The organism is Actinomadura sp. SCN-SB (assembly GCF_043906805.1).
Taxonomy (GTDB): domain Bacteria; phylum Actinomycetota; class Actinomycetes; order Streptosporangiales; family Streptosporangiaceae; genus Spirillospora.
In genome coordinates, this window is sequence record NZ_JBIMPP010000009.1 from 81,549 (window position 1) to 97,713 (window position 16,165).

A 16,165-nucleotide genomic window follows, 5' to 3' on the forward strand; every position below is an offset into this window, starting at 1 on the left:
TCCGCCGCCGGGCGCCCCGCGACCGCGAAACGCACGCGAAGGAACGACAGGGAGAGCGATGACGACGGACCACTGGGTGGAGGCCGCCGCCCTCGCGGACGTGCGGCGCCGCAAGCGGCTCGCGGTCACCGTGGAGGGACGGGACATCGGGCTGTTCCTGGTCGGCGAGACCGTGTACGCGCTGGACGACGTCTGCGTCCACAAGCAGCGGCGGCTGACCAAGGGGACGCTGCTGGCCGGCCGGGTGATCTGCCCGGGGCACCAGTGGAAGATCGACCCCGCCACCGGCGAGATCGAGGACCGCGACGAGTGCCAGCCGACCTACCCCGTCCGCGTCGAGGACGGCGTCGTCTACGTGGACCCGGGAACGGCCCCCGCGCCCGAGCCCGTGCCCGCGCTCACGGAGGAGCAGTCATGATCGAGACCGTCATCGTCGTGGGGGCCGGGCAGACCGCCGCCGTGGCCGCCCGCACGCTGCGCCGCCGCGGCTTCGACGGCCGGCTCACCATCGTCGGGGACGAGCCCGAGCGCCCGTACCAGCGTCCGCCGCTGTCCAAGGAGTACCTCGTCGGCGACCACGACCGGGACGAGCTGTTCCTGCTCACCCCGGAGTGGTGCGAGGACACGTCCGTCGACCTGCGCCTGAACACCCGGGTGACCGGTGTGAACCCCGCCGGCCGCGCGGTCGAGTACGCCGACGGGACGTCCGAGACCGCCGACGCCGTCCTGATCGCGACGGGCGGACGGCCGCGCCTCCTGCCCGGTGTGGAGGGCGCCCGCGTCCGGTACCTGCGGACCCTCGCCGACGCCGACCGGCTGCGCGCCGAGCTGCGCCCCGGGACCCGGCTGATCGTCATCGGGGCCGGGTTCATCGGCTCGGAGATCGCGTCCACGGCGCGCGAGCTGGGCGCCGCCGTCACCGTGATCGAGCAGGCCGCGCAGCCCCTCGCCGCGACGGTCGGCCGGACGATGGGGGACGCCCTCGCCGCCCTCCACCGCAGCGCCGGAGTCGACCTGCGCACGGGCGAGAAGGTCGAGTCGTACCGGGAGACGGGCGACGCCGCACTGGTCACCACGTCCGGCGGGACGACCTTCGAGGGCGACCTGGTGCTGGTCGGCATCGGCATGGTGCCCAACTCCGAGTTCCTCGCCGGCGCGTCCATCGAGCTCACCGGCGACGGCGCCGTGGCGGTCGACGAGTACTGCCGCACGAACCAGCCGGGGATCTACGCGGCCGGTGACGTCACGGCCTTCCACCATCCGCTCTTCGGCCGGCGCGTCCGCGCCGAGCACTTCGACAACGCCAACGCGCAGGGCATGGCCGCCGCCAAGAACATCCTGGGGAAGAAGGCCGCGCACGCGTCGTCCCCCTGGTTCTGGTCCGACCAGTTCGGACGGAACCTCCAGTACACCGGGCACCCGTCCGGCGCCGATCAGATGGTGGTGCGCGGCCGGGTCGACGACTTCGACTTCGTGGCCTACTACCTGGCCGGGGGCGTGCTGACGGCCGCCTTCGGCATCGACCGGGGTGGTGAGATCGCGGTCGCGCGGGAGCTGATCGCCGCGCGGCTGGCCCCCGACCCGGGCGTCCTGCGCGACGAGGACGCCGACCTGACCGAACTGCTGGGCTGAGGGGCTCTCAACGTGGAGAACGAGCTGGAATTCCTGTACGTGGCGCGCTCGGGGCAGGTGCCCGAGGGCGTGGTGCGCCGCTTCTTCGTCGGGGACGACGACCAGTGGGAGATCGCCGTGGCCCGCTCCGAGGGCGAGGTGCACGCGATGTCGAACTACTGCACGCACCTGGACTGCCTGCTGTCGTCCGGCCGGGTCACCGAGGACGGCCTGCTGTGCTCCTGCCACGGCAGCGTCTTCGACTACGCCGACGGCGAGCCGCTCTCCCCGCCCGCGACCAAGCCGATCGAGATCTACCCGATCAAGGAGGAGGACGGGAGGATCTGGGTCGCGATCCCGCCGGGCGCCCGCCCACCCGGCCCGCGCAGGCGGCGGGCGGGCAGTGGTCGCTGACGACCTCGCCGTGGAGGGCGAGCCACGGAAGGGGAGCCCGGGAGCCCGCTGGACGGCGCTGCTCCCGCTCTCGCTCGCCACCTTCACCGGCACGCTCGCCAACACGATCGTCAACGTGCCGCTCAGCATGATCATGGACGAGCTGGGAGTGCCGGTCCCGGCGGGCTCCCTGCTCGTGGTGGGGTTCACCGTCACGTTCGCGGTGCTGCTGCCGATCTCCGGCTGGCTGGGCGACCGGTACGGGCACCGCCGCGTCCTCATGGCCGCGACCGTCCTCCTGGGCCTGGCCTCGGCGACCGCCGCCCTGGCCCACGGCCTCCCCGCGCTGGTCGCGATCCGGGCGGCGCAGGGCGCCGCGACCGCCGCGATCCTGCCGACGGTGATGTCGCTGATCGCGCGGCTCTTCGAGGGGGCGGGACGGGCACGGGCGCTGAGCGTGTGGGCCGCGATGAACGGCATCGGCCAGGCCGCGGGGCCGACGGTCGGCGGCACCCTCGCGACCGCGCTCGGCTGGCGCGCGGTGTTCTGGCCGATCCTGCCGCTCGGCCTGGCCTCGGCGGTCATGGCGTTCCGCATGGTGCCGCGGGACCGTCCCCGCGCCGTCCCGCTCGAATGGCGGGGCGCGGTGCCCCTCACGCTCGCCGCCGGGTTCGGCCTGATGGCGGCATCGGCGGTGGCCCCGCTGGGCCTGGCCTCCCCGGCCGTCTGGGGCGGGGCGCTGGCGGGCGTCCTGGCCGGCGTGGTGTTCCTGCTGGCCGAACGCGGGCGCAAGGACGCCTTCCTCCCGCCCCGCCTCCTCCTGGAGGTCCGCTACCTGCGTTCCTGCCTGACCGTGCTGGCGCAGATGTTCTGCCTGGGCGCGTCACTGCTGGGCGTCCCGCTGTACCTGACGACCGAACGGGACGTGCCGACGATGACCGCCGGCTTCCTGCTCCTCTGCCTGCCCCTGGCGATGTCCCTCCTGGCCCCGGTCGTGGGGATCCTGCTGGGACGCCTGGGCGCGCGCCCCGTCCTGCGCACCGGCCTCGTCCTCCTGGTCGGAGGCCAGGCGCTCGTCGGCGCGGTCCTCACGACTCTGTACGGCGTGCCGCTCCTGCTGGTGGCGCTGCTCGTCACCGGGACGGGCGTGGCGCTGGTCCAGACCCCGGCCGCCAACGGCGCGACCCGTTCCCGCGCGGGCCGGTACGGCGCGGGCCTCGGCCTGTTCAACCTGCTGCGCTTCGGCGGCTCGGCCCTCGGCGCGGCGTGGGTCGCGGCCGTTCTCGACCAGGGCCTCGGCTACGGCGTCGTCTTCGCGGGCTGCGCGGCGATCGCCGCCCTGGGCCTCCTCGGCTCCTTCGCTGGAGCCGACCCCGCCTAGCCTCAGCGCCGCCGGGCGGGCGGGGTCAGCTCGTCCGCCAGGTTCTGCGTCACCGAGCTGAGCGTCTCGATGTGGTGCGCCAGCCAGAACATGAACTGCGTCTCGGCCGCGCGGATGTCCATGCGGAGCGCCCGCGACGCCCGGTCCAGCTTGTAGAGCATCGTGTTGCGGTGCAGGTTCAGTGACCGGGCCGCCGCGTTCAGGTTCCCGGCCGCCTTGATGTAGGCCAGCACGATCGGTTCGAGGTCCCCGCCGCCCGCCTGCCGCAGCGGGGTGAGGGTCTCGGCCGCGAACGCCCGTGCCTCCGCGCTGCCCGCGACCTCCTTCAGCGCCGCGAACACCCGCAGGTCGTCGTAGCCGCAGACGTTCTCCGCGCCGGTCTGCCAGGCCAGCCCCATCGCCAGCCGCGCCTCGTAGTAGCTGGTCGCGACGCCTGCCGCGCCCTGTCCTGGACGTCCGTGCGTGACCCGCACGTCCTCGCCCAGCGCGGGCACCAGCCGGCGCCGCAGCCGCTGCGCGAACCGGCCCGCCTCCTGCCGTCCCTCCAGGGGTTCACCGGACGCGGCCAACTGCCGGATCACCACGATGTTGGAGCCGATCGCCGCCGTCAGGGTGGTGCCGTCCGGCTCCATCGCCTGCGCGATCCGGATGGCGGCGACCTTGCGGCGCATGTAGTCGCGCCCGACCGGCAGCAGGTCCGACGCCGAGACCACGTGCACCGCGTAGTGCCCGCTGACGTCGAAGCCGTGGTGCCGGGCCCGGGCGCCCAGCTCGTAGGGGTCGGCGAACCGGCCGTGCACCAGCGCCTCGACGAAGTCGCCGCGCGCCCGCTCCTCGGCGACCCGGACGGAGTGCTGGCGCAGCATCTCCGAGCCGGTCAGCGTGGCGCCGTGCTCGGCGATCACGCGGTGCTGGGCGAGGTCGTGGGCGTCCGGCGGCCAGGACCGTTCCACCAGCACCAGCCGCCCGTACGGGTCGCCGCCGAACACGATCGGCGTCACCAGCACCCGCACCGGGTCGGCGTCCGGGTCGGGACGCAGGTCGAGTTCGGCGGGACGGCCGTCCTCCCCGGTCACGTCCGGCGGGAGCACCGCGAGGAGCGGATCGGGGTCGAACGGTTCGTCGCAATGGGGTTGCTCGCAGGCCAGGCGCTCGCCGTCGTCGTCCAGGATGAGCACCGGGCAGCGGGCCATGTTGGCGATCGCCCGCGCCATGGCCGGGACGCCGGCGCCCTGCGACAGCACGTCCCCCAGCGTCCGGTGCACGCGCGCGCCGTACTCCAGGACGTGCGACGCCTGCGCCAGCGCCTTCTGCCCGACCAGGCGGCTCACCGCCCGGTAGTCGGCCTCCTCGCGCAGCGACAGCAGCGGCAGCCCGACCCGGTCGGCGGTGCGGGCGGCGGCCTGGAGGTCGCACCGGATGCCCGGCTGCTGCCAGGCCAGCACCGCCGCCGCCCCGCGCCGCCACAGCTCACCGATCAGGGCGCCCGCGTCGTCCGCCGCCGCCAGCATCGGCGCGGGCAGATGGATGGCGATGCCGCCGAGGTCGGGGGTGCCGGCGTCCTCGGCGTACCGGCGGGTCTCCGACAGCGGCAGGCACCAGGACACCGTGCGGTGCAGGCCGCTCTCGCCCGCCACCAGCCCGCCCCGCAGCAGCGGCTCGGCCAGCAGCGCCTCTACCGTGATCCGCCCGTCGCCCGCCCCGTCGGCGTGGTCGGTTTGTGCCATGTGCCCACATCCCATCCCGGTGGTTCGGCAGAGTGTACATAGTCCGATTTGACCGAAGTCGCGGAGACTTGCTGCCGTGGCCGCCCGACGGCGGGGCGCGGTGATGGAGGCGCATCCCTTTTCATCGCCCTCCCATAATGCGGCACAAATAAATGCCGGGCAACAGTGGAAACAAAAAGGAAACGGCGGCGAAACGGCGCCGGGTCCGGCAATTGTCGGTGCGCAGAGGAAGAATGGATGGAGGACGGATGCAGACCGTTCATCGGCTGACCCTGGAGGACGCCCTGGTCCTGCTGGAGGCCGCCGAGGCCGAGGCGAAGCGGATCGGGGTCGCGGAGACGATCTGCATCGCCGACGACGGCGCGCACCCGATCGCGCTGCACCGGATGACCGGGGCGCGGCTCACCGGCGTCGAGATCGCGATCGCCAAGGCGTTCACCGCCGCCGGTCACCAGCGCGACACGCACAAGTTCAACGAGCCCCCGAACGGTCCCGCGCTGCCCGGCAACGAGGCGTTCGGGATCAACCAGATGCATCCCGGCAAGTTCGCGATCTTCGTGGGCGGCTTCCCGATCGTGTACGAGGGCCAGGTCATCGGGGCCGTCGGCGTCAGCGGCGGCAACGGCGAGCAGGACAAGGCCGTGGGCGCGGCCGCGCTGAAGGCGTTCGAGGAGAAGATCGCCCCCAAGGCCGCCACCACCTGAGGACCACGCCGGGCCGCGGCGTGTCCGGCCCCTCCGGGCGTGCTGCCGGGAAGGCCAACACGCCGCGGGTCAGCGTCGCGGTGCCACCGAGGACGGCGCCGCGGCCGTGGCCAGAACGCGCTCCGAGGCCGCGGCCGCGGCCAGGACGAGCGCGTCCTCGTGGCGGCGGCCGACGATCTGCAGGCCGACCGGGGCGCCGCCGGCCCAGCCCGCCGGGACCGAGACCGCCGGATGCCCGGACAGGTTGAACGGGAACGTGACCGCCAGCGCGCCCCAATGGTCCACCGGACGGCCCGCGATCTCGGTCGGCATCGGGCCCTCGGCGGGGAACGCGGGCACCTGGGTCGCCGGGGTCAGCAGCAGGTCGAAGCGCCCGAACGCCTCGGCCAGGGTCGCGACGAGCCGGTTCCGTGTCCGGTGCGCGTCCACCAGCGCGTCAGCGCTGAGAGCCGCCGCCGCGTCCCCGTAGCCGCGCACCGTCGGATGGACGTCCGCCAGCTTGCCGGGCGGGGCCGCGCGTAGTTCGGCGTGCACGTCCGGGACGGACAGCGTCCGGTACGCGGCACCGCACGCGCCGTCCACCCGCACCTCCGCCGCCACGCGACGCATGCCCGTCTCCGCGATGAGCTTCCCCGCCGCCGCCTCGACCACGGCGGCCACCTCGGGATCGCAGGGCGCGTTGCCCAGGTCGGGCGTCCACGCCACGCGCAACCCGGCCAGTTCGACGCGACTCAGCGACGCCTCGAACGGTTCCGGGGGCGCGGGCAGCGAGGCCCGGTCGTAGTCGTCCGTGCCGCACACGCAGTCGAGGACGCGAGCGGTGTCGGCCACCGTTCTCGTGAGGACGCCGTAATGGTCGTTGTCGGCCGTTCCCCAATGGCGAGGGCCTCGGGGGACGCGCCCGAACGTCCCCTTGAACCCGACGAGCCCGCAGTACGAGGCGGGGATGCGCAGCGAACCGGCCCCGTCCGTGCCCGTCGCGACCGGGACCATCCCGGCGGCCACGGCGGCGGCCGAGCCACCGCTGGAACCGCCGGGCGTCAGGTCCCGGTTCCACGGGTTGCGGGTGACGCCGTGCAGCGCGGACGCGGTGAACGACGCGCGCCCGAACTCCGGTGACGCGGTCACCCCGACCGGGACGGCCCCGGCCGCGACGGCCCGCGCGACCAGCGTGGACGTGTGATCGGCGATCCGCCCGGCGTGCAGCGTGCTGCCCATCGCGAACGGCCAGCCCGCGACGGCGTGCAACTCCTTCACCCCGAGGGGGACACCGGCCAGCGGCCCGGGGTCCTCGCCCCGGGCCACCCGCTCGTCGATCTCGCGCGCCCGGGCGAGCGCGCCCTCCGCGTCCACATGGACGAACGCGTTCAGCCCGGGGTCCAGCTCGGCGATCCTGGCCAGGGCCTCCCGGACGGCCTCGCGGGCGCCCAGCCTCCCGGCCCTGACCAGCTCCGCCGTCTCGATCACGGTGCGGCCCGCGGCGCCGTCCCTCACGGGATCACCGACACGATCGCGGTCGCCACCACCAGCCCGGTCACCACCGGGACGAACAGCCGCCTGGCCAGGTCGACCACCGACACCCCGGTGAGCCCGGCGACCACGATCAGCGAGGACCAGATGACCAGCGTGCCGCCGCCCGTCCAGCTGGCACCGTTCTGCGCGATCGCGGCCAGGGTCGCGGTGTCGGCGCCCGAGCCGTCGCTCAGCGAGCTCGCGAGCTGACCGGTGAACGGCAGCCCGGGCCAGCCGTTGCCGTCCAGGCCGATCACCATCCCGACCAGCAGCATGGCGAACGAGGCGACCAGCGGGACGTCCGGGATGTGCGGCTGCACGTGCGCGATCGCGTCCAGCAGGAAGGCGGGCGCCTTGGCGTCCTCCGGCAGGCCGAGGATCTCGCCGGAGTAGTCCGACAGGCCCACGTAGACGAAGCCGGCGATCGGGATCACCACGCCCATCGTCCGGAACGCGAAGGCGATGCCCTCGGTGAAGTGCGAGCCGACCTCCTCCAGCCAGCCCTTCCGGTTCGCGATGATCGCGATCACCACCAGCGCCAGCGCGGACGTGCCGCCGACCAGCGGCGCCCCCGCGCCGTCGTCGATGTTCGGCACCAGCGAGGTGAACCGTCCCAGCAGCATGAACACCAGCAGGACCGCGAACAGCGCCGGCACGGCGATCGCGACCGTCCGCGCGGCCTTGGACGGGCGCGCGGGTCCGTCGTCCCCGGACGCCACGTCCGGCCTGGTCAGCGTGGCGGTCCCGCCGCCCCCGCCGCCGTCGCCCGTCGCCGCGGCCGTCCCGGACACGGTGTTCTCGGACGCGGTCCCCGTACCCGCGGCGCCTCCGGCGGCCGTGGTCTCGGAGACCGGCAGGGTGATGGCGGCGGAGGCGATCGGATCGAGCATCTTCGTGCGCACGTCCCGCAGGTAGGCGACGGCCAGCGCGACCACTCCCGCGATCAGCGAGATGACCAGCGCCCGGTCGGCGATCGCCCCGGCCGCGACGTCCGCGCCCTCGGCGGACAGGCCCGGCGCCACGCCCATGATGTAGTCCGAGCCGAGCGCCATGCCCTGCCCGGTGATCGCGATGGCCAGGGCGGCGCCGAACGGGGCCAGCCCCGACCGCACGGCGGCGGGCAGCAGGATCGCGGCGATCAGCGGCAGCACGGGCGTCGGCCAGAACGACAGCGACAGCAGGAACGTCACCACCGCCAGCACGACGTACGAGATGTGCCCGTTGCGGAACAGCCCCCGCAGCGGACGGATCATCAGGACGTCCGCGCCGAGCCCCCGCATCGCCCCCAGCATGGCGGTGACCAGCGCGATGATGACGAAGATGGACAGCAGTTCGCGGGTGGCGACGATCGCGCCGGTGAAGATCGCGGCCAGCCCCGTGACGGCGCTGCCGGCGTAGGCGGTGGCGGTGACGAAGGTGGCGGCCACGGCGATGGCGACGACGTTCCGCTTCGCGACCACCGTGGCGATGATCGCGGCGAGTCCCAGGAGATAGATCCAGTGTGCTGCTGACAAGGCTTCACCTGTCCAAGTGGGGGAGGAGGCCGGGGCACGGTCAAAGCCGAGTTGCGGGCGTGTTACGTTGGGTTTTGACGGGGCCGGACGGAATTACTGTGGTGCGGTGACTCTCGCGGATCACATTATCCGGCGACCATAAGAAAAACGCACAAAAGCAGCCCCGTGAATTGTGCATTGTGCCGATGCGCGTCCCGCGCGTGCTCGACCACGCCCCGGAGCCGGCCTAGGCGGCCCGGACGGCTGGAGCGCCCAGGTTCCGGCAGAGGCTCTCGAAGAACCCGATCGTCTGGTCGCCCGGCCACGAGACCCAAGAATGCGCGGCACTGTCAGTGCTCATGGCGCTACGTCCGGTGTATCTCCCGGTGGTCCGCCTGGTCGATGCCGCCGGGCCCGGCCGGAGACGGTTCGGCCCAGGACGCGAAGATTCCGTTGTTGCCGATGCCGGGGTATCCGCGGGTGCGCCGGATTCGGTGACGATGTTGACGTCATCGGCGGCACCGGGCACGTGAAGGCCCTGTAGGTGCACGGGGTTCGGGGTAGTGGCGTGGCGCGGCCAACGCCTGGTCATACAAGCATATTGTTTGTTGAACACTTGTATCGTACCGTGGTGGGCGTGGGAGGCGATGGGTCACCGGCGAACGACGTGCGGTCGTGCGAGTTCGCCGCGCGTGGCGTGACAGGAGCCGGCCCGCTCACCATCGACGGTCCCGGGTCGCAACGGGAGCGGCGTATCCCGACATCGGACGCCGCCGCCCGCAAGGGCGACTCCGACCCGCCTGCCTGATTCCTTCCGGCCGCGAGGCCACCGGCCCTGCTACCACGGCACGGTCTCCGCAGAGTTCCCTCCGGGACGGCACGCCTCGGTGATGACAGCCGACGCTGCCGTGTTCCGGCATGCCGCCGTTCTTCGCCCGCACGCTCGCCTCGTCGCGGCGTGGACTGGACGGCGGTGGCGTTCACCGACCCGCCACACACCCCCAAGGCGTTCTCATGTCCAGAACGATCACCCACCCCATCGAAGTGTCCGGACTGGTCAAGACCTTCGGCTCCACCCGCGCACTGGACGGGCTCGACCTGTGCGTCCGTACCGGAGAGGTGCACGGCTTCCTCGGCCCCAACGGCGCCGGAAAGTCCACCACCATCCGGATCCTGCTGGCCCTGCTGCGAGCCGACGCGGGCGAGGTCCGGCTGTTCGGCGGCGACCCCTGGAGGGACGCGGTGCGGCTGCATCGCCGTGTCGCCTACGTACCCGGCGATGTCGACCTGTGGCCCAACCTCACCGGTGGGCAGGCGATCGATCTGCTGGCGCGGCTTCGGGGCGGGCTCGACAGGGCACGCCGTGAGCGGCTGTGCGACCGGTTCGACCTGGACACCTCCAAGAAGGGACGTGCCTACTCCAAGGGCAACCGGCGGAAGGTGGCCCTGGTGGCCGCGCTGGCCTCCGACGCCGAGCTGCTGATCCTGGACGAGCCCACCGCCGGCCTGGACCCGCTGATGGAGGCGGTCTTCCAGGAGTGCATCGCCGAGGCCAAGGCGGAAGGGCGCACGGTGCTGCTGTCCAGCCACATCCTCGCTCAGGTCGAGAGACTGTGCGATCGGGTGAGCATCGTCCGTCAGGGCAAGGTCGTCGAGAGCGGCGCGCTCAGTGAGATGCGGCACCTGACCCGCACGACGATCGAGGCCGAGACCGAGCGTCCCGTCACCGGGCTGGGCGAACTGCCCGGGGTCCACAACGTTCACGGCGGCGACCGGCAGGTACGGTTCGACATCGACGGCGAGTACATCGGCATCGTCATCCCGCGGCTGGCCGAGTTCGGCCTGCGCGCGCTGATCAGCCAGCCGCCCACGCTGGAGCAGCTGTTCCTGCGGCACTACGGCGATGAACTGGCCGACAACGGCGTACCGGCCGGGCCGGAGACCGACCGCGCCTCCGCGCGGGACGGGGAGGTCTCTTGATGACCGCCGTCACCGACGCTCCCACCGTGGCGGCCCGTGGCCGGGGCGGCGGGAGCACACTGACCGGCACCGGGACGCTGGTGCGTTTCATGCTCCGCCGCGACAGGATCCGCATACCGGTCTGGCTGTTCGCGCTGACCCTGGGCACCGTGGGCACGGCGTCCAACCTGGTGACCACCTACGACACGCCCGCGGGCCGGCAGTCCCGGGCCGACCTGGTGGACAGCCCCGCCGGCATCGCCTTCAGCGGTCCCGGCCACGGGCTGGATGACTACACCTACGGCGCCATGCTGGCCAACGAGATCCTCGGCTTCGTAGCGATCTTCGTGGCGCTGATGAGCGTGCTCCTGTTCACCCGGCACACCAGGACCGAGGAGGAGGCCGGACGGGCCGAGCTGGTCCGTGCCGGCGTGGTCGGCAGGCACGCCCCCCTCACCGCGGCTCTGATCGTGGTGGGCGGCGCCAACGTCGCGCTGGGGCTGCTGATGACGCTCTTCCTGGGCGGCAGCGGTATCGAGAGCATCACCTGGAAGAGTTCGCTGCTCTTCGGCGCCTCCCTGACCGCCGTGGGACTGGTCTTCACCGCGGTCGCGGCCCTCACCGCCCAGGTGACGGAATACGGCCGTGGCGCGGCCGGCATGGCGGGCGCGGCGATCGGCGTCGCCTACATGCTGCGCGCGGCCGGTGACATGACCGCGGGCGCGCTGTCCTGGCTGTCGCCGATCGGCTGGGCGCAGGTCACCAAGGTCTACGTCGACGATCGGTGGTGGCCGCTGCTCCTGGCCCCGGCGGTGACGGTCATCCTGCTCGCCGCGGCGTTCGTGGTGACCGGGCGGCGTGACGTGGGGGCCGGCCTGATGTCGTCGCGATCCGGCCCGCGCACCGCCGAGGGGTTTCTCGGTACCGCGCTCGGGTCCGCGTTGCGGCTGCACCGCGCGAACCTGTTCTGGTGGGCCGTGTCGATGGCCGTGCTCGGCGGCTCCTACGGCGCGTTCGCCGGCGATGTGGAGGAGGCGATCGGCGACAACGAGGCCATGCGGGAATGGGTGGCGACCCTCCCCGGCGGCGACCTCACCGAGCGGTTCCTCAGCGTGATCGTGATGATGATGGCGACCGTCGTCGGGGTCTACGTGGTCCTCGGCCTGCTCAAGCCGCGTACCGAGGAGACCTCGGGGCGTGCCGAACCGCTGCTGGCCACCGCCCTGTCCCGCACGCGCTGGCTCGCCTGCCACCTGGCCGTCGTCTTGGGCGGCAGCGTGGTGGTCCTGCTGCTCACCGGGGTGGTCACCGGATTCGTCGCCTCGTTCACCGTCGATGACCCTGGGCTCACGGTCAGGATGGCGGGAGCCGCCCTGCTGTACGCGCCCGCCACCTGGGTCGTGGCCGGTGTGGTGATCGCACTGTTCGGCCTGGCTCCCCGGGCGATCGGGCTGGCGTGGTCGGTGGTGGTGTACGCCGTGGTCGTCACCACGTTCGGCGGCCTGCTGCGATTCCCGGACTGGATGAACGACCTCTCCCCGTTCGGGCATGTACCGCGGCTTCCGGGCGACGAGCCGAGCTGGGCCCCGCTGCTCATCCTGACAGCGATCAGCGCCGTCCTCATCGCCGCGGGTCTCGCCGGATTCCACCGCCGGGACCTGACCGTGCGCTGAGGCCACCCGGCTCGCGTCGCTTCGCCGGTCCGGGCCTTCGGTGGTCCGTTCCGAGATGGCGTTGCGCCGCTCTGCCGCTCCGAACGGTCAGGCCGATGGCAGGAGCTTGGCCAGCAGGTCCGCCACGGTGATCGCGCCGATCATCGGCGGGTTGCCGGTGCCGCCCTTGGACGTCACGACCGCGACCAGGGGGCTGTGGGCGGCGGCCATGAGCGCGGCGATCTCCATGGCGGTGGCATCGGCGTCGACCACCGGTAGTTCGCGGGGATGATCGGGCAGGAGGTCCTTGACCCGGCGGCCGGTGAGCTTGGCGCACAGCTGATCGGCGTGCCGTTCGTCGTACACATGCGCGAGGGCGGGGTCGTCTTGGACGTACCGAGGCACGACGAACCGCAGGATCTGCGACCCGGGCAGGACGGCGACCGGGTGCTGATCGGAGTCCACCACGATCAGGCCCGGCAGCCGCCGCCGCACCATCAGGCGAGCCGCCTCAAGGGCGTCGCTGTCCATGCCGATGATGGGGAACTCTTGAGCCAGTTGATGGGCGAGCACGATCCGACGTTATCCCGTCCAGACGGTGACCGGTACGGTGCCACACGTTAGGGTGCTGTCAAGGTGAGCCGGGAAGCCTGGTCGGCGGCGTAGTCGGGTTTGTTCGCGCTGTCTGGACCAGGGGGCCCGCCGGGTGCATGCCGTTGCCGCGGTCGTTGTTTTCATTGCCGCTTACGTACTGATCGCGACCGAGAAGATCCATCGCACGAAGGTGGCGCTGGGCGGGGCGGCGTTGATGCTGCTTCTGCATGTCACCGATGCCGAGAAGGCGTTCTTCTCCGAGGACACCGGCGTCGACTGGAACGTCGTCTTCCTGCTGCTGGGCATGATGGTGATCGTCTCGGTGCTGCGGCAGACCGGGGTGTTCGAGTACGTGGCGATCTGGGCGGCCAAACGCTCGCGCGGCCGCCCGTACCGGCTCATGGTGATGCTGGTAGTGATCACAGCGGTGGCCTCGGCGCTGCTGGACAACGTCACCACCGTGCTGCTGATCGCGCCGGTCACCTTCCTGGTCTGCGAGCGGCTCGGTCTCAAGGTCGTGCCGTACCTGCTGGCCGAGGTGATGGCCTCCAACATCGGAGGCGCGGCCACCTTGGTCGGGGACCCGCCCAACATCATCATCGCCAGCCGTGCCGACCTGTCGTTCAACGACTTCCTCGTCCACATGGCACCGATGGTCATCGTGCTGATGGTGGTGTTCTGCCTGCTGTGCCGGTGGCTGTTCCGCGGCGCGTTCACCTATGACCCGGACCGGGTCGCCGAGGTGATGCAGCTGCGGGAGCGGGAGGCCATCACCGACCGGCGCCTGCTGATCCAGAGCCTTCTGGTGCTGGGGCTGGTGGTGGCCGGGTTCGTGTTGCACCCGGTGCTGCACTACGAGCCGTCGGTGGTGGCGCTGCTGGGCGCCGGGCTGCTGGTGGCCGCCACCAAGGTCACCACCCACCAGGCGCTGGAGGAGGTGGAGTGGCCGACACTGGTGTTCTTCGCCGGACTGTTCGTGATGGTCGGCAGCCTGGTCGAGACCGGTGTCATCGGCGAGGTGTCCAAGGCCGCCGCCGATGCCACCGAGGGCCGACTGGGAGCGGCGAGCATGCTGCTCCTTTGGGCCTCGGCGGGCCTGTCGGCCATCGTCGACAACATCCCCTATGTGGCCACCATGAGCCCCATCGTCAGCGACCTGGCCGGTCAGGCCGGGCCCGATGGGCAGGTGCTGTGGTGGGCGCTGGCGTTCGGCGCCGACCTGGGTGGCAACGCCACCGCCATCGGCGCCTCGGCCAACGTCGTCGTGCTGGGCATCGCCGCCCGCAACGGGCACCCCATCAGTTTCTGGACCTTCACCCGCTATGGCCTGGTGGTCACCGTCATCACCATCGCCCTGACCGCCCCCTACTTGTGGCTGCGCTACCTGTGAGCCACCATGGCCTCTCCCGATACCAGCGACGACCAGGCCAAGAAGGCGCTGCTGCGATTGCTCGGTGAAGGCGCCGCGACCGGCGTCAACTGGTACGACCCGGCGGACCGCCGGCTCGCCGGCCTTGTCGGCCGGCTGTCCGCCGGCGACCAGATCTGGCTGCTGCGCTGCATCGCCTGGCTACGGGGCCACGAGGTCTTGGGCCCGGCGGCCATCGTCGCCGCGGCCGAGCTGGTGCACGCCCGGCTCGCCTCGGGCGCCCAGGGCGGCAACCGCAGGATCATCGGCCTGGTGCTGCGGCACCCGGCCGAGCCCGGCGCGCTGCTGGGCTACTGGATCACCGTTCACGGCAAAGTGCCCAAACCCGTGCAACGCGGCGTCGCCGACGCCGTCAAGACCCTCTACACCCCCCAGACGAGTGACCGGCATGACGAGCCCGGCCACGGCCTGCGGTTCGGTGACGTCCTGGCGATCGCCCATCCCCACCCGGACACCCCCCAGCAGGCGGCCCTGTTCCAGCGGCTGCTGGCCCAGCCCCGATCCGACGTCACCACCTGCCTGCCCGTCAACCACCACGCCCCCGCCCCAGAACTCGCCGACACCCTCACCACCGCAGCCGAAACCGGCGAACACCCCTTCTAACGCCCCCGGCCGAGAGACCGCCCCGGCAGGCGCGGGGGCCACGACCACCAGACCGTCTCATCACCGCGCTCACAGGCGAGCCGCCGAGATGATCAAGCTGTTCAGTCCTGTCCGGCCTGTCGGACGCCGGGGCGCCCGGTCCCCGGGGCGATCAGGCGCTCGACGACAAGGTCGACATGGGCGGGGGAATGGCGGGCGACCACCTCGCGCACGTGGTCGCCCGCGAGCTTCGCGGCTCCGTCGTAAAGCCCGGTGAAGGCGGCGCGGGCCGCCTCCCGGGGCCATCCCGCCGGGAGTTCGCGTTCGGGCAGGCCCGGGTCGAACGCGGGGAAGCCGCGCCAGATGTTCATGACCTCGGTGCGGAGGCGAAGTGCCTCGCCCCCGGTCATCTCACCGTCGGCCAGCCGCTTGAGAGGCGAGGCGAGATGCTGGATGAACGCTTCGTACAGCCCCTGGGTCAACGTCAGGTCCCATGCGTCCGTAGGCCGTCCGTAGCCACGCCCGATCGCCTCGATCGAACCGGTGGCGATGCTCGCGGATTCCACGCCGAGCTTGCGGCACATCTCGATGGCCTGCCGTCCCACGGGACGAGGAGTGATCCACACTCCGTCGTACAGCGGCGAGAAGCCCAGCCAGGACAGGCTCTTGCGGAGCTGCCGGCGCACGGCCCGCTGCTCCTCGGGAACGGAGAACATCAGGATCAGCCACGGCGAATCGGGGTCCTGCACCTCGTCGAGGCCGAAGTGCCGGATCGTCTCGAAACCGGAGGACAGTCGCGTGAAGGCTTGCTCCGACAGGGCGTAGAAGGTGCGGCGGCCCTCCTTCACCGACCGCAGCCGTCCCTCGCGGGTGAGCCGGCTCAAGAGCGTCCGTGTTCCCGACGGGCTCACGCCCATGTCGCTCATGAGCTCGACGACCGCGCCGGAGGGCACCACCGCGTCCTGCGCGAGCCAGTAGTCGGCCATCAGCGTGATCAGCAACTGGCGCCCCCGCGGACCTTCCACCACCACGCAGCGCAGGCTCTCAAGGTCGGGCCACATGCTCCGCATCCTCTCAACCCCCTCCCGGTTAAAGTATCGCGAACTGTTGACGACCGACTTGATTACG

Annotated in this window: 14 protein-coding genes; 9 read left to right on the plus strand and 5 right to left on the minus strand. The window is 72.1% G+C overall.

Features of this window, described 5'->3' with window-relative positions; all coding sequences use genetic code 11:
* Positions 1–58: 58 nt before the first annotated feature.
* From ACGWYJ_RS08290 to ACGWYJ_RS08305, 4 genes are read left to right on the plus strand one after another with little or no spacing between them, the layout of a single operon-like run.
* Entirely contained in the window at positions 59–418 is a 360-nt protein-coding gene (locus ACGWYJ_RS08290) for a Rieske (2Fe-2S) protein (RefSeq protein ID WP_395105087.1), read from the plus strand.
* Complete coding sequence (locus ACGWYJ_RS08295) at positions 415–1,632, plus strand: NAD(P)/FAD-dependent oxidoreductase (protein ID WP_395105088.1); 1,218 nt, start codon at positions 415–417, stop codon at positions 1,630–1,632. Before ACGWYJ_RS08290 ends, ACGWYJ_RS08295 begins: the two co-directional genes overlap by 4 nt.
* 12 nt (positions 1,633–1,644) lie before the next feature.
* Positions 1,645–2,025 (plus strand): Rieske (2Fe-2S) protein, encoded by a 381-nt coding sequence (locus ACGWYJ_RS08300; protein ID WP_395105089.1) that lies wholly within the window; start codon positions 1,645–1,647, stop codon positions 2,023–2,025.
* The gene (locus tag ACGWYJ_RS08305; RefSeq protein WP_395105090.1) at positions 2,015–3,385 is read left to right on the plus strand and encodes an MFS transporter; all 1,371 of its coding nucleotides are present in this window, start codon (positions 2,015–2,017) and stop codon (positions 3,383–3,385) included. Before ACGWYJ_RS08300 ends, ACGWYJ_RS08305 begins: the two co-directional genes overlap by 11 nt.
* 2 nt (positions 3,386–3,387) lie before the next feature.
* Here the strand turns inward: ACGWYJ_RS08305 and ACGWYJ_RS08310 are convergent, their stop codons facing one another.
* On the minus strand, positions 3,388–5,112 hold the full coding sequence (locus tag ACGWYJ_RS08310) for a helix-turn-helix domain-containing protein (protein ID WP_395105091.1): 1,725 nt from the start codon (positions 5,110–5,112) through the stop codon (positions 3,388–3,390).
* A 248-nt stretch (positions 5,113–5,360) separates the two neighbouring features.
* Between ACGWYJ_RS08310 and ACGWYJ_RS08315 the strand changes: the two genes are divergently transcribed.
* Positions 5,361–5,816: a heme-binding protein gene (locus ACGWYJ_RS08315; RefSeq protein ID WP_395105092.1), complete on the plus strand. Its 456-nt coding sequence runs from the start codon at positions 5,361–5,363 to the stop codon at positions 5,814–5,816.
* A 69-nt stretch (positions 5,817–5,885) separates the two neighbouring features.
* Here ACGWYJ_RS08315 and ACGWYJ_RS08320 read toward each other — a convergent pair whose 3' ends face one another.
* Both ACGWYJ_RS08320 and ACGWYJ_RS08325 read right to left on the minus strand, forming a co-directional pair.
* Positions 5,886–7,310, minus strand: a complete 1,425-nt coding sequence (locus ACGWYJ_RS08320) for an amidase (protein WP_395105093.1) — start codon at positions 7,308–7,310, stop codon at positions 5,886–5,888.
* Entirely contained in the window at positions 7,307–8,842 is a 1,536-nt protein-coding gene (locus ACGWYJ_RS08325) for a hypothetical protein (protein WP_395105094.1), read from the minus strand. The genes ACGWYJ_RS08320 and ACGWYJ_RS08325 overlap by 4 nt, the downstream gene beginning before the upstream one ends.
* Positions 8,843–9,835: 993 nt before the next feature.
* Here ACGWYJ_RS08325 and ACGWYJ_RS08330 point away from each other — a divergent pair.
* Together ACGWYJ_RS08330 and ACGWYJ_RS08335 are read left to right on the plus strand one after the other, a co-directional pair.
* Positions 9,836–10,801 carry an ABC transporter ATP-binding protein gene (locus ACGWYJ_RS08330; protein ID WP_395105095.1) on the plus strand — a complete coding sequence of 322 codons (966 nt, stop codon included), beginning with the start codon at positions 9,836–9,838 and terminating at the stop codon, positions 10,799–10,801.
* Positions 10,801–12,453 (plus strand): ABC transporter permease, encoded by a 1,653-nt coding sequence (locus tag ACGWYJ_RS08335; protein ID WP_395105096.1) that lies wholly within the window; start codon positions 10,801–10,803, stop codon positions 12,451–12,453. Before ACGWYJ_RS08330 ends, ACGWYJ_RS08335 begins: the two co-directional genes overlap by 1 nt.
* Before the next feature lie 87 nt (positions 12,454–12,540).
* On the opposite strand, the gene ACGWYJ_RS08340 is transcribed toward ACGWYJ_RS08335, so the two are convergent.
* Entirely contained in the window at positions 12,541–13,005 is a 465-nt protein-coding gene (locus ACGWYJ_RS08340) for a CBS domain-containing protein (RefSeq protein WP_395105097.1), read from the minus strand.
* 133 nt (positions 13,006–13,138) lie between these two features.
* Between ACGWYJ_RS08340 and ACGWYJ_RS08345 the strand changes: the two genes are divergently transcribed.
* Positions 13,139–14,416: an ArsB/NhaD family transporter gene (locus tag ACGWYJ_RS08345; protein ID WP_395105098.1), complete on the plus strand. Its 1,278-nt coding sequence runs from the start codon at positions 13,139–13,141 to the stop codon at positions 14,414–14,416.
* 6 nt (positions 14,417–14,422) lie between these two features.
* On the plus strand, positions 14,423–15,058 hold the full coding sequence (locus tag ACGWYJ_RS08350) for a hypothetical protein (protein ID WP_395105099.1): 636 nt from the start codon (positions 14,423–14,425) through the stop codon (positions 15,056–15,058).
* Positions 15,059–15,159: 101 nt separating this feature from the next.
* Here ACGWYJ_RS08350 and ACGWYJ_RS08355 read toward each other — a convergent pair whose 3' ends face one another.
* Positions 15,160–16,098, minus strand: a complete 939-nt coding sequence (locus ACGWYJ_RS08355) for a PaaX family transcriptional regulator C-terminal domain-containing protein (protein WP_395105100.1) — start codon at positions 16,096–16,098, stop codon at positions 15,160–15,162.
* Positions 16,099–16,165: the final 67 nt, after the last annotated feature.